Source organism: Bradyrhizobium huanghuaihaiense (genome assembly GCF_025200885.1).
Lineage (GTDB): Bacteria > Pseudomonadota > Alphaproteobacteria > Rhizobiales > Xanthobacteraceae > Bradyrhizobium > Bradyrhizobium huanghuaihaiense.
Genome location: NZ_CP104172.1, coordinates 4,855,228 through 4,869,364 on the forward strand (window position 1 = coordinate 4,855,228; position 14,137 = coordinate 4,869,364).

The 14,137-nt window shown below is 63.8% G+C and carries 9 protein-coding genes; 1 reads left to right on the forward strand and 8 read right to left on the reverse strand.

What is annotated here, in order from left to right; all coding sequences use genetic code 11:
* Window positions 1-739 precede the first annotated feature (739 nt).
* A complete protein-coding gene (locus tag N2603_RS23180; RefSeq protein WP_018641862.1) occupies window positions 740-1,774 on the forward strand; it encodes a cysteine synthase A in 1,035 nt (344 codons plus the stop codon).
* Between the two features lie 13 nt (window positions 1,775-1,787).
* On the opposite strand, the gene N2603_RS23185 is transcribed toward N2603_RS23180, so the two are convergent.
* The 8 genes from N2603_RS23185 to N2603_RS23220 all read right to left on the reverse strand — a co-directional run bounded on the left by N2603_RS23185 (window position 1,788) and on the right by N2603_RS23220 (window position 14,041).
* A complete protein-coding gene (locus N2603_RS23185; RefSeq protein WP_260383988.1) occupies window positions 1,788-2,321 on the reverse strand; it encodes a DUF805 domain-containing protein in 534 nt (177 codons plus the stop codon).
* A 137-nt stretch (window positions 2,322-2,458) separates the two neighbouring features.
* A complete protein-coding gene (locus N2603_RS23190) occupies window positions 2,459-4,696 on the reverse strand; it encodes an O-linked N-acetylglucosamine transferase, SPINDLY family protein (protein WP_260383989.1) in 2,238 nt (745 codons plus the stop codon).
* A gap of 125 nt (window positions 4,697-4,821) precedes the next feature.
* Window positions 4,822-7,065: an O-linked N-acetylglucosamine transferase, SPINDLY family protein gene (locus N2603_RS23195; RefSeq protein ID WP_260383990.1), complete on the reverse strand. Its 2,244-nt coding sequence runs from the start codon at window positions 7,063-7,065 to the stop codon at window positions 4,822-4,824.
* Window positions 7,066-7,190: 125 nt separating this feature from the next.
* Window positions 7,191-9,431, reverse strand: coding sequence for an O-linked N-acetylglucosamine transferase, SPINDLY family protein (locus N2603_RS23200; RefSeq protein WP_260383991.1), 2,241 nt, complete (start codon window positions 9,429-9,431; stop codon window positions 7,191-7,193).
* A gap of 100 nt (window positions 9,432-9,531) precedes the next feature.
* A complete protein-coding gene (locus N2603_RS23205; RefSeq protein ID WP_018641857.1) occupies window positions 9,532-10,269 on the reverse strand; it encodes an amino acid ABC transporter ATP-binding protein in 738 nt (245 codons plus the stop codon).
* 11 nt (window positions 10,270-10,280) lie between these two features.
* Window positions 10,281-11,801: an amino acid ABC transporter permease gene (locus N2603_RS23210; RefSeq protein WP_260383992.1), complete on the reverse strand. Its 1,521-nt coding sequence runs from the start codon at window positions 11,799-11,801 to the stop codon at window positions 10,281-10,283.
* Complete coding sequence (locus N2603_RS23215) at window positions 11,798-13,003, reverse strand: amino acid ABC transporter permease (RefSeq protein ID WP_260383993.1); 1,206 nt, start codon at window positions 13,001-13,003, stop codon at window positions 11,798-11,800. The genes N2603_RS23210 and N2603_RS23215 overlap by 4 nt, the downstream gene beginning before the upstream one ends.
* 21 nt (window positions 13,004-13,024) lie before the next feature.
* Entirely contained in the window at window positions 13,025-14,041 is a 1,017-nt protein-coding gene (locus tag N2603_RS23220; protein ID WP_260383994.1) for an amino acid ABC transporter substrate-binding protein, read from the reverse strand.
* Window positions 14,042-14,137 lie beyond the last annotated feature (96 nt).

Here is a 14,137-nt window from a genome sequence, read left to right on the forward strand (position 1 = left end):
CCGCGAAGCCGGATTAACCGATTCGCGGCCGGACGGTCGGGGGGCTTTTGGCAACTCGTTCACAGCTGATGCTTTCTGCGGAACCTTGAGCTTCATACTAGCCGGGCGGGGAACAGCGGGACAGTCCCGCAGATGCGAGATGGCTGGCCCCGCGCCTTCCCGACGCGATCAAGCAAATACAAAATATGCCTGTCTTGCAGAGACTTTTCGACTTTTCACAGCATCGGAAAGAGCGTTCAAGCTTACCAAGATTTCATGTGATATTGGCGCCACACCCAATGGGACTGGCTTTATCCGGCTGCATCGGTCAGCAACGAGCTGCACGCGGCCCTCAGCTCCGTCTCAAGCGGCAGCCGGCCACTCGCGCGAGACCGCCGGCGCTCGAGCATGAAAACCCGGCCACCGCGGCTTCATGTCCGCGTGCCGCATGCCAGGAACCGCGTGCGGCCAAGCGGCTTGCACCCGATCACGGTCCGGCTCGCACGCGATAGAGATTGGCTATCAGAGCTGCTTGCGACGACTGATCTCTCCCATCCCCCGACGGTCACCGGGCATATTCGTTCCGCCGATATCCGGGATCGCATCCCGGCATCATTCGCGCGGTTCTTTGCGCGGGAATATCGCCGCTCCGCGAGCCGCGTCGGGACTTTCGCCGCAGCGCAAAAGCCTTCCCCTTTGGCCTCCCAGGCACTAGGTTCTGGCCAATCAGATCAACCCTTTGCCAGTGATTTCCCCCGACATGACCTTTCGAACCAACGTTGTCGAAGCCATCGGCAACACCCCGCTGATCAAGCTCAAGCGCGCCTCGGAATTGACCGGCTGCACCATCCTGGGCAAGGCGGAGTTCATGAATCCCGGCCAGTCGGTGAAGGATCGGGCCGGCAAATGGATGATCCTGGAGGCAGAGAAGCGCGGTGAGCTCAAGCCCGGCGGCCTCGTGGTGGAAGCGACCGCCGGCAACACCGGCATTGGCCTGGCGGTCGTCGCCAGCGCCCGCGGCTACCGCACGCTGATCGTGATCCCGGAGACCCAAAGCCAGGAGAAGAAGGACTTCCTGAAGCTGTGCGGCGCCGAGCTGATCGAGGTCCCGGCCCTTCCATTCGCCAATCCCAACAATTACCAGCATGTCGGCCGCAGGCTCGCTGACGAGTTGCGCAAGACCGAGCCGAACGGCGTGCTGTTCGCCGACCAGTGGAACAACCTCGACAACGCCAAGGCGCATTACGAGTCGACAGGACCCGAGATCTGGGAGCAGACCGGCGGCAAGATCGACGGCTTCATCTGCTCGGTCGGCACGGGCGGCACGCTGGCCGGCACCAGCCGCTATCTCAAGGAGAAGCACCCCGGCATCGTCAACGCCTGCGCGGATCCGCAAGGGTTTGCGATGTACGAGCTGTTCAAGAACGGCCAGGCCAAATCGACCCCGGGCGACTCCATCACCGAGGGTATCGGCCTCGGCCGCGTCACGCCCGTGATCGAGACCGCGAAGGTCGACGATGCCTTCCTGATTCCGGACACCGAGGCCGTGTCGGTGATCTACGACCTGCTCCTGCACGAAGGCCTGTGCCTCGGCGGCTCCACCGGCATCAACATTGCGGGCGCGATGCGCCTCGCCAAGCAGCTTGGGCCGGGTAAGACCATCGTCACCGTGCTGTGCGATTCCGGCAGCCGCTATCAGTCCAAGCTGTTCAACGCGGATTTCATGCGCGCCAAGAACCTTCCGGTGCCGGAATGGCTGGAGAAGCGCAGCAACATCAAGCCGCCGTTCGTTTAGTTCTCGAGCTGCATCAACGCCAGGTCGGGCGCGACGCGCCCTGCGACACGCGCGCCAGGCGCTCGTTCGTCAGTGACGGCGAGGTCGCGTGCGTGCGCGATTGGAAAGGTCCGGCATAAGAACCTTCACTGTCGGCGCTCGGCCAGAACGTCAGCGCGAGCATCAGCACGAGATTGACCAGCGCGCCGACGGCCGTACCCTGGTGCTCCTGGCCGATCGCCCAGGCCTGAAACCGACCCGCAACGACGTGATCGACGACCATCAGCGCGATCCAGGCGGGGACCACACAGACCGGGTCCCAGCCGATGTCGCGGATGCGCATCGATTGCAGCGTGAAGGTGGCGGCTCCGAACAACACCATCGCAGCGATGATCGCCCGGTTCTTCACGAGCTCGTCCGGCCGGATCATGCCAGGCGAGGTGTCGCGGAGGACGGCCATCGCGATCGCAAAACAGATCGCGGTCATCAGGACCGCAAGCGCGACCGTCGCCAGGAAGAAATGCAAGCGCCCGAGACGGGCATTGAAGCCGAACAGGAAACCGAGCATTGGCGCACCTTTTTGGCGCAATATGCGCAGCGATAGCTTTCGGAGCGGTGAAGCGGCGCGACCGCGCGGCGGTCCATGGTTTCCCGAGAACTAAAGCGGCCCGCGCAATTTGAGGCGTTCGCTTTGGCTCGCCCGGGTCAGGCGCCCTCGCCGCCCTGCGCGGCTGCGGCACAATAGTCGCGCCAGAACCGGCGGTAAGCCGCTTCAACCTCGCGCGTAAAGATCTCGACATTGCCGGCGGACGACGCCGCGATTCGAGCCGGCAAATCCGCGCGCAGCTTCGCCAAAGCAGCGGGCTGCGCCGCGAATTTGCACGCGATCGCGGCATAACCCTCGTCGTCCTCGGCGACCCAGTCATTGAGACCGACGGCCGCCACGATGGAGCCGCCGGCGCGCGACGAGGCGCCGTGGCCGAGCTTGGCGACGACAGGAACGCCCGCATAGAGAGATTCCCAGGTGCTGACGCCACCGTTTTGCGGGAACGTATCGAGGGAGATGTCGACCTTCGCAAAGGTCTGCAGATGTTCCTGGCGCGGGGTCGAGCCCAGGCAGATGACGTTGTCCTCGGCAATGCCTTGCGCCACGAAACGTGCAAGGAGGCCATCGCGCACCAGGGCATCGTCAAGCAGGGTATGCTTGATCATGATCTTCGATCCCGCCACCTCGCGCATCAGCTTCGACCAGACGCGGATGGCCTCGTCCGAGATCTTGTTGATGCGGTTGAACACGCCGAAGGTCACATGGCCGTTGCGGAGCATCGGAAGCTCCGAAGGCGGCACATCCAGGATGGGATCGACCGTGATCAGGCACGGCAGGTCATGGACTTTCTCGGCCAGCAGATGCCGCGCCGATTGCGGAATGAAGACGGGATCCGCGAGCACATAGTCCATGGTCCGAAGGCCCGTGCCGGTCGCGTGCCCGAAGCCCGTGACCTGGATGGGGGCCGGCTTCCTTGCGAAAACGGGAAGCCTGTTGCCGGTCGAGTGCCCGGACACGTCGATCAGGATATCGACCTTGTCGGCCTCGATGCGATCGGCCAGCTCGTCGTCCGAAAGCTGCCAGGCGTCGACCCAGACGTCCGCCAACGCCATGAATTTGTCGGTCATCTCGTCGCGCGACGGCGAGCACGAATAACAGATGATCTCGAACTTGGCGTGGTCATGACGGCTCAGCACCGGAAGCAGCGCGAACGCCGCCGAATGGTACCAGAACTCGGCAGCGACATAGCCGATCACGATCCGCCTGTCGGGATCGAGCTGCCGGGATGAGAGCTGCCTTTGCGGCACTCTGGCGGCGACCGTCTCGCCCCAATATTTTCGCGCGGCCTGCTGGACCGCGAAATCGGCATCGGGGAGAAAGTCGAGAAAGTAGATCTTCCGCGCGATCAAGTCCGGATCCGGAGCAATGGCCAGCGCGGCGTCGAGATGCTCGATCGCGGCGGCGATCTCTCCCTGGTTTGCAAAACAGGCGCTCAGCAGCGCGAGCGCGATGGCCGAGCGCGGATTTTCCTCCAGCAACGTCTTGCAGGCCAGGATCGCCTGCGCCGTATTCCCCGTGCTCAGCGCAACTTCCGCCTTCCCTCGCAAGGCCACCTCGAGCTTCGGCGCAAGTGCAAGTGCGGCATCGAAATCCATTGCGGCCTGTTCCGGCCGCGACCGCGCAAGATTGAGCCGTCCGCGGTGCGCCAGGACCTTCGGCGAGCCGGGCCTGATCGCGAGCGCCGCTGCGAGCGCGGCTTCCGCCTCGTCGTAGTGCTTGAGCTCGATGCCGACCACGCCTTTGCCGACGAGCGCTTCGGCGTGACGAGGCTGGAACAACAGCGCGCGTTCGAAACTTTGCCTCGCGCGGTCGAACTGGCCCAGCGCCAGCTCGGCGAGGCCTCGATTGCAGAACGCATCGGCATAGTCAGGCTTCAGCCTGATCGCGCGATCGTACATCTCGATGGCTTGTCCGGGCTGGTTCATGTGAAGCAAGGTATTGCCGAGCCCGGTCAGGGCCGGCGCAAAAGTCGGCTTCAGCGTGATCGCCTTCTCCTGATAGGCGCGGGCGGCCTCGAATTTCTGCAGGACGAAGTACACGGTTGCGAGATTGTTATGGGCTTCATGCGAACGCGGATCGATCGCGATCGCGCGTTCGAGCAGCTGTTGCGCCTCCTCCAGGCGCCCGCCCTGTTGCACGCACAGGCCGAGCAAATGCGTGGCGTCGAAATGGTCCGGAACGGCTTGCAGGATCTGGCGGCAGAGCGCATCGGTCTCGGCATATCGGCCCTGGCCGTAGGCGCTCGCCGCGGCAGAGATGATGGCGTCCGCCTGCTTCTTCAATTTCTTCTGCAATCGCGCATTCTGGAATGCGCGCGCGCCGGCGCTGCTCTGCAAGGTGTCTCTCCGGGGATGGCCCGCGGCGAGTCTAGCTGATTCGCATGCGTGGCCGGCCGGTCGGCGGGACCGGCAACGTCTCTAGAATGTCCCGGACCCAGGAACCGCAGGTGCGTCTGGCCCGCCTACGCAGCGTCGCCGCTGTCCGAGGCGGCCGCACAATAGTCGCGCCAGAACTGGCGATAACCGGCCTCAAGCTCACGCGTGTAGATCTCGACATTGCCGGCGGGCGAAGCTGCAATCTGGGCCGGCAGATCCGCGCGCAACTTCGTCAGAAGCGCGGGCTGCGAAGCAAATGTCTTGGCGATCTCGATATAGCCCTCGTCATCCTCGGCGACCCAATCGCCGAGACCGACGGCGGCCACGATGGAGGCTCCGGCGCGCGAGGAGGCGCCGTTGCCGAGCTTGGCCACGACGGGAACACCCGTGTAGAGCGACTCCCAGGTGCTGATGCCGCCATTTTGCGGAAACGTATCGAGGGAAATATCGACCTGGCCGAAGGCCAGCAGGTGGTCGTTGCGCGAGGTGGTGCCGAGGCAGGTGATATTTTCCTCGCCGATGCCCTGCGCCACGAAGCGTGCGACGAGGCCGTCGCGCAGCAGGGGATCATCGAGCAAGCCATGTTTCAGGATGATCCTCGATCCCGGCAACTCCCGCATCAGGCGCGACCACACGCTGATCGCGTGATCAGATATCTTGTAGATGCGGTTGAACACGCCGAAGGTGACGTAGCCGTTGCGGAGCATCGGCAGCTCGGACGGCTGAATATCGGAGACTGGCTCCATCGTGATCAGGCACGGCAGATCGTGGATCTTTTCGGCAAACAGATGCCGAACCGGTGGCGGAATGAAAATGGGGTCCGCGAGCACATAGTCCATGGTCTGCATGCCCGTGCCCGTCGCGTGTCCGAACCCGGTGGCCTGAATGGGAGCCGGTTTCCGCGCGAAGACCTGCAGTCTGTTACCGGTCGTGTGGCCTGAAACGTCGATCAGGATGTCGACATTGTCGGCCTCGATGCGATCGGCGAGTTCGTCGTCCGAGAGCTGCCAGGCGTCGACCCAGACGTCCGCCAGTTCCTTGAACCGGGCGGTATACTCGTCCGCTCCCGGCCAGGAGTAGTAGCAGATGATCTTGAAGTTGGCGTGGTCATGGTGGCGCAGCACCGGCAGCAAGGTGAGGCCCGCCGAGTGTTGCCGGAATTCGGCAGCGACATAGCCGACCACAATCTGCTTGTCCGGATCGAGCGGCCGCTTCGGCAGCTTCCGCCGCGGCAGCTTGGAGCCGATCAAGTCCCACCAATCTCGTCGCACCGCCTGCTGGAGCGCGAAATCGGCTTCGGCGCGGTAGTCCTGCAGGAAGATCTTTCCCCGGATCGCATCCCCATAGTCCGGGCGGATCGCCAGCGCGCGATCGAGATACTCGATCGCGGCGTCCATCTCTCCCTGGTTCGAATAAGCGAAGCCCATCAGCGCCAACCCCATCTCGGAGCACGGATTTTGCTCGATCAAGGCGGTTGCGGCCGCCATCGCCTGCGCGGTCTTTCCCATCACGAGGCACGCCTGTGCCTTGCCCCGGAGAGCCAGTTCGAGCTTGGGCGAAATCGCAAGCGCCGCCTCGAAATCCGCAAGCGCCGGCTCCAGGTGCTGCAACTCGTAACTGAGCCGCCCACGCTGGGCGAGGATCCTCGGCGCGCCCGGCTTGATCGCCAGCGCCATGGCAAGCTTGGCTGCCGCCTCCTCGTGGTGCCGCAGTTCCGTGCAGACCATGCTGCTGCCGACGATGGCCTCGGCGTGACGCGGCTGGAACAGCAGGGCGCGATCGAAACTCTCCTTGGCGCGCATGATCTGTCCAAGCACGATCTCGACCATGCCGCGATTGCAGAACGCATCGGCATAGTCCGGCTTGATCTTGATTGCGCGTTCGTGCAGCTCGATCGCCTGTTGGTACTGCCCCAGATGCATCAGCGTATTGCCGAGGTTGGTCAGCGCCACCGCGAAATTCGGCTTCAGCGCGATGGCCTTCTCCTGGCACCGCCGCGCCTCCTCTAAATTGCCGAGGTCGAAATGCACGGTTGCGAGGTTGTTGTGGGCATCGTGCAGACGCGGATCGAGTGCAATCACGCCCTCGAGCAGCTCCTTCGCCTCCTCCAGGCGCCGGCCGTCATGCGCGCACATGCCGAGCAGGTGCATGGCGTCGACATGATCCGGAAGCGCCTTCAGGATCTCACGGCAGAGCGCCTCGGTCTCGGCATATTTGCCCTGGCCATAGGCGCTCGCCGCGGCGGAGAGCACGGCGTCCACCTGCTTCTTCAATTTCTTCTGCAATCGCGCGTTTTGGAATGCGCGCGCGCCGGCGCCGCTGCTCTGCAAGTTTGCTCTCCGGAGGATGGCCCGATGAGAGTCTAGCTGATTCGCAGGCTTGGCCAGCCGGCCGGCTCGACCGGCAGCGCCCCCGGGATGTGTTCGCGTCTGGTCATGCGGCGCAGCCGGTCTGCCTACGCAACCTCACCGCTCCCCGAGGCAGACGCACAATAGTCGCGCCAGAACTGGCGATACCCCGCCTCGACCCTGCGCGTGTAGATCTCGACATTGCCGGCGGGAGAATTTGCGATCTGGGCCGGCAATTCCGCGCGCAGCTTGGCCAGATGCGCTGGCTGGCCGGCATATTTGATCGCGATCGCGGCATAGCCCTCGTCGTCCTCGGCGACCCAGTCGTCGAGACCGATGGCCGCCACGATCGACCCGCCGGCCCGCGCTGAGGAGCCGCTGCCGAGCTTGGCGACAACAGGCACGCCCGCATAGAGGGATTCCCAGGTGCTGATGCCGCCGTTTTGCGGGAAGGTATCGAGCGAAATGTCGACCTCGGCAAAGGCGCGCAAATGCACGTTGCGCGTCGTCGAGCCCATGCAGATGATGTTCTCTTCGGCAATGCCCTGTGCCACGAACCGCGCGATCAGGCCGTCGCGCAGCAAGGGATCGTCGAGCAGCCCGTTCTTGATGACGATCTTCGATCCCTTCACCTCGCGCATCACCTTCGACCACACCCGGATCGCCTCGTCCGAGATCTTCAGGATGCGGTTGAACACACCGAAGGTCACATAGCCGTTGCGGAGCACGGGAGGCTCCGAAGGCGGCACGTCCAGGATGGGATCGATCGTGATCAGGCACGGCAGGTCATAGACCTTTTCGGCCAGCAGATGGCGCGCCGATTGCGGAATGAAGACCGGATCCGCGAGCACATAGTCCATGGTCTGCAAGCCCGTACCGGTGGCGTGTCCGAAACCCGTGACCTGGATGGGGGCCGGCTTGCGCGAGAACACGTGGAGCCTGCTGCCGGTCGTATGCCCGGACACGTCGATCAGGATATCGATCCCGTCGGCCTGGATCCGGTCGGCCAGTTCGTCGTCCGACAGCTGCGCGACATCGACCCAGACGTCTGCGAAAGGCTTGAATCTCTCGGTCATCCCGTCCTGCAACGGCCAGCAGGAATAGCAGACGATCTTGAACTCGGCGTGATCGTGATGGCGCAGCACCGGCAACAGGGAGTACGCCGCCGAATGCTGCCTGAATTCGGATGCGACATATCCGATCACGATCTGTCTGTCCGGGTCGAGATCGCGGGGCGACAGCGTCCTTTGCGGAAGCTTGGCGCCGATCTGATCCCACCAATATTTTCGCGCCGCCTGCTGGACCACGAAATCGGCCTCCGGCAGGTAATCCAGCACGAAAATCTTGTATCCGATGGCCTCGGGAAAGTCCGGCGCGATCGCCAGGGCCGCATCGAGATATTCGAGCGCCGTCGGGACGTCTCCCTGGTTCGCATAGCAAGAGGCCAGGAGCGACATGCCCGCCTCGGATTGCGGATTGACCTCGAGCAGGGTCTTGACGCGCGCCATCGCCCCCGCCGTGTTCCTCACGAAAAGATCGACTTGCGCTCTCCAGCACAGCGCGAGCTCGTTCCGCGGCGATTGCGCCAGCGCGACGTCGAAATCCGCGGCCGCTTGCTCCAGCCGGTACAGGGTCATATGGAGCCGTCCGCGCTGCACCAGAATTCTCGGCGACCCCGGCTTGAGCGCGAGCGCAGCGTCGAAGGCGGCTTCCGCGGCCTCGAAGTGCCTGAGCTCGAGGCTCACCATGGCCTTGCCGGCGATCGCTTCCGCATGAGCCGGCTGAAGCGACAGGGCGCGATCGAAGTTCCTCCCGGCGCGCTCGAACTGGCCGATCATCAGTTCCGCCATGCCGCGGTTGCAGAATGCGTTGGCATAGTCCGGCTTCAGCCTGATGGCGCGCTCGTGCAGTTCGATCGCCTCTTTGGCCTGACCGAGGTGCAGCATCGTATTGCCGAGATTGGTCAGGGTGATCGGACAATTCGGCTTCAGCGCAATCGCCTTCTCCTGGCACGCGCGGGCGTCCTTGAATTTCTCGAGCGCGAAATACACAGCCCCGAGATTGCTGTGCGCATCGGGCGAACGCGGATCGAGCATGGTCGCACGCTGGAGCAGGAATTGCGCGTCCTCAAGCCACCCGCCGTCGAACGCGCGCAGGCCGAGCAGGTGCGTGGCGTGGAAATGATCCGGAACCTCCTTCAGGATCTCGCGGCAGAGTGTCTCTGCCTCGTCAAGCCTGCCCTGCCCCAGCGCCTCGATGGCGAAGGACATGACGGCGTCCGCCTGCTTCCTCAACTTCTTCTGCAATCGCGCGTTCTGGTAGGCGCGCGCGCCGAGACTGCTCTGCAAGGTTTCTCTCCGGAGGATGGTCCGAAAAGAGCCAAGCCGATTCGCATGGTGCCAAGCTTGCGTGCCGGTCAGGCCGGCGCGGCCGCCGGACTGCAGCCGCTCACCGCAGAATCTGGCTCAGGAACAGCTTTGTGCGGGCGTGCTGGGGACTGGCGAAGAACTCGTTCGGTGTGTTGGCCTCGATGATCTGGCCGGCGTCCATGAACACGACGCGGTTGGCGACCTCGCGGGCAAACCCCATCTCGTGGGTGACGACCAGCATGGTCATGCCCTCCTCGGCGAGGTCGACCATGGTGTCGAGCACCTCCTTGACCATCTCGGGGTCGAGCGCCGAGGTCGGCTCGTCGAACAGCATCACCTTGGGGTTCATGGTGAGGGCCCGGGCGATGGCGACGCGCTGCTGCTGGCCGCCGGACATCTGGCCCGGAAACTTGTTGGCCTGGTGCGGGATCTTGACCCGCTCCAGGAATTTCATCGCGGTCTCCTCGGCGTCCTTCTTGGGGATGTTGCGCACCCAGATCGGCGCCAGCGTGCAGTTGTCGAGCACTGTGAGGTGCGGGAATAGATTAAAGCTCTGGAACACCATGCCGACCTCGCGGCGCACGGCGTCGATGTGCTTGAGGTTGGGCCCGAGCTCGATGCCGTCGACGACGATCTCGCCCTCCTGGAATTCCTCCAGCGCATTGATGCAGCGAATAAGCGTCGACTTGCCGGAGCCCGAGGGCCCGCAGATGACGATGCGCTCGCCCTTCTTGACCTCGAGGTCGATGTCGCGCAGGACATGGAATTCACCGTACCATTTGTTCAGGCCGGAAATCTTGACGATGGGGTCGGACATGATGGCCTCGATCAGTTGCGGCGGTGGGCGTTGAGGCGGTGCTCGACGAACAGCGAGTAGCGCGACATTCCAAAGCAGAAGATGAAGTAGATGATCCCGGCGAAGGCAAAGCCGGTGAACGCCGTGGATGGCGTCGACCATTTCGGATCCGAGAACGAGGCGCGAAGCGAGCCCAGGAGGTCGAACAGCGCCACGATCGAGACCAGCGAGGTGTCCTTGAACAGCGAGATGAAGCTGTTGACGAGGTTCGGAATGACGTGGCGCAGCGCCTGCGGCAGCACGATCAGCGAGGTCGTCTTCCACCAGGACAGTCCCAGCGCCGCTGCGGCCTCGCCCTGCCCGCGCGGGATCGCGGCAAGCCCGCCCCGGACGTTCTCGGCCTGATAGGCGCCCGTGAACAGCGCGATGCCAATCAGCGCGCGCACCAGGCCATCGACGGTGAAATTGCCGGGCAGGAACAGCGGCAGCATGTAGGTGGCGAAGAACAGCACGGTGATCAGCGGCACGCCACGCCAGAACTCGATGAAGGCGATCGAGAATATCCGGATCAGCGGAATGGTCGAGCGGCGGCCGAGCGCGAGCGCAATGCCGATCGGCAGCGAGGTGACGATGCCGGTGACGGAGACCACCAGCGTCACCAGCAGCCCGCCCCACAAATTCGTCAGAACGATGGGCAGTCCGCCGTGGTCGAGCCCCATCAGCTTGATGACGATTGCAATGGCGACGAAAGTTGCGAAGCTTGATGCGAGCGCTCGCCAGCCGGTGCGCAAGCCGCCACCGAGAAAGAAGGCGATCAGGCAGACGACGGCGGTCGTGACGGCGAAGTCGACCCAGACCGACTGGCCTGAGCCCTGGATCTGGTCGCGCAGCCAGATCAGCGGGAAGACCAGCCAATGGATCGCCGTGCCAACCAGCACGATCAGGTTGCCGATGACCCACAGCAGCGGCGCGACGGCCGAGGTCTTGCTGAGGTTGAGCAGGACGTTTCCGGCGCCGATGATGCTGTCGTCGAACAGCTCCAGCAGGCCGGCCGTCCAGCTCAGGCCAAAGCCCTTGATGCCGCCGCCATGCAGCAGGAAGAATGCGACGACGGGAAAGGCGAAGAAGAACAGGCCGGCGTTCAAGCCCTTCGCCGGCAGGCGTGGAACGAGCATCGGCACCAGCAGGACCGCCGCCAGGGCGAACGTGAGGTTGACCCGCCAGCGCTCGGCCTCGGGATAGAAGCCGTAGATCAGTTGCGGCAGCTTGGCCTGGATATAGGGCCAGCAGGCGCCGACCGCAAAGCCGACGTTCTCGGTGAGGCAGGCCGTGCGGTCATTGCCGCTCCAGACCGCATCCACCATCAGGAATCGCACGCTGGGAACGATGGTGAACCAGAGCAGCAAGGCGCCGAGGATCGTGAGCAGGATGTTGGTCGGCGAGTTGAACAGGCGCGTCCGCACCCAGCCGATAAAGCCCGTGGTTTTCACCGGCGCGGGACGCTCGTTCACCAGATCGTGCCGGACGAAGGAGGATGAGGCGATATCGGTCATGCGCCAAGGCTCCGGCTGACGCGCCAACCGTAGACGCTCATCACGGCGCTGGTGACGAGGGAGATCAGGAGGTAGACGCCCATCGTCATGGCGATGATCTCGATCGCCTGCCCGGTCTGGCTCAGCGAGGTGCCAGCGAACACGGAGACGAGGTCAGGATAGCCGATCGCGACCGCCAGTGAGGAATTCTTTGTAAGGTTGAGATATTGGTTGGTCAGCGGCGGCACGATGACGCGCATGGCCTGCGGCACGACGATCAGCCGAAGCGTGGCGCCGCGGCTGAGCCCGAGCGAGGAGCCCGCCTCCATCTGCCCCTTGTGCACCGACAGGATGCCGGCGCGCACGATCTCCGCGATGAAGGCCGCGGTATAGGTCGACAGGGCCACTGTCAGCGCCACGAATTCCGGGATGATCCGCGAGCCGCCGGCGAAATTGAACCCCTTGAGCTGCGGCAGCTCGAAGGTAAAGGGCAGACCGAAGACCAGCATCGCGGCCAGCGGAAGCCCGAACAGCAAGGCGAGCACGGAGGGCCAGATGCGGATCACCTGCCCCCGCTCAAACAGCGCGCGCCGGGCGTAAAAGCGTAAGCCCAGCGAGACGACGATGCCGAGGGCCAGTATCGCCAGAAACGGCTCGAACCCGCTCTCGCCGATCGGACGGGGAATGACGAGGCCGCGATTGCTGATGAAGGCGATGCCGAGCAGCGAAATGCTCTGCCTGGGATTGGGCAGGGCCGCCAGCACCGCCAGGTACCAGAACAGGATCTGGAACAGCAGCGGCAGGTTGCGGATGATCTCGACATAGATCTCGCCGACCCGCGACAGCAGCCAGTTCGGCGACAGCCGGCACAGCGCGACGATGAAGCCGATCACGGTGGCGAAGACGATGCCGACCACCGAGACCACGAGCGTGTTCAAGAGCCCGACCACGAACACGCGCAGGAACGTGTCCGAGCCGGTGTAGGAGATCAGCGTCTGGTTGACGTCGAAGCCGGCATTGTTCCGCAGGAAACCGAAACCGGCGGCGATGTGCTGGTTCTCGAGGTTGGCGCGGGTATTGGAGACGATTTCATAGGCAATCCAGCCGAGGATCGCCGCGAAGGCAAACTGGACGACGATGCCGTTCCAGCCGGACTTGCCCCCCAGAGCGCGCCTGATCTTCAGCGCGATCTGGGGTGGCGGTTTGCGGGCCTCGGTGCTCATCGCAGCCGCGGATCGTGCAGATCAGCGGATCGGCGGCGCGTACTGAAGACCGCCCTTGTTCCAGAGATTGTTGAGGCCGCGATTGATGGCGAGCGGCGAGCCCGCGCCGACGTTGCGGTCGAACACCTCGCCGTAATTGCCGGTCGCCTTCACGATCCGCATCACCCAGTCCTTGGTCAGGCCGAGCTGTTCGCCGAAATTGCCGTCGCTGCCGAGCACGCGCTTCAGCTCCGGGTTTTCCAGCTTGGCCTTCTCGTCGACATTCTTCGAGGTGATGCCGAGCTCTTCGGCGGTGACCAGGGCGAACAGCGTCCATTTTACGATGTCGAACCACTGGTCATCGCCGTGGCGCACCATCGGCCCGAGCGGCTCCTTCGAGATGATCTCGGGAAGCACCATGTGGTCGTTGGGATTGGCGAGCTTGAGGCGGTTGGCGTAGAGGCCCGACTGGTCGGTGGTGAAGACGTCACAGCGGCCGGCTTCATAGGCCTTGACGGTTTCGTCGTTGGTGGCGAACGCGATCACCTCGTACTTCATGTTGTTGGCCTTGAAGTAGTCGGCCAGATTTTGCTCGGTGGTGGTGCCGGTCTGGACGCAGACCGAGGCGCTGTTCAGCTCGAGCGCCGAATTCACCTTGAGCGACTTCTTCACCATGAAGCCCTGCCCGTCATAATAGGTGACGCCGGTGAAATTGGCGCCGAGCGAGGTGTCGCGCGAGATGGTCCATGTCGTGTTGCGCGAGAGCACGTCGACTTCGCCGGATTGCAACGCCGTGAAGCGATCCTTGGCGGACAGCGGCACGAACTTGATCTTGGTCGGATCGTTGAAGATGGCCGCAGCGACGGCGCGGCAGAGGTCGACGTCGATCCCCGTCCAGTTGCCCTTGTCGTCGGGCGAGGAGAAGCCCGGCAGGCCCTGGCTGACGCCGCAGGACAGGGTGCCCCGGTCCTTGACGGTCTTGAGCGTTTGCGCATCGGCGGCCTGGGCGGACAGGCCGGCGGCAAGAGCGAGAGTGAGAGCCAGGGTTACGCGTTTCATGGGCTGAAGGCCTTTCAAGGTCGTCTCAAGGTCAGGAATGTTGTCTCAGGATCGTCTCTGCCAGGGGTAGCCCTGCAAGAGTCATGCTGGGAAACC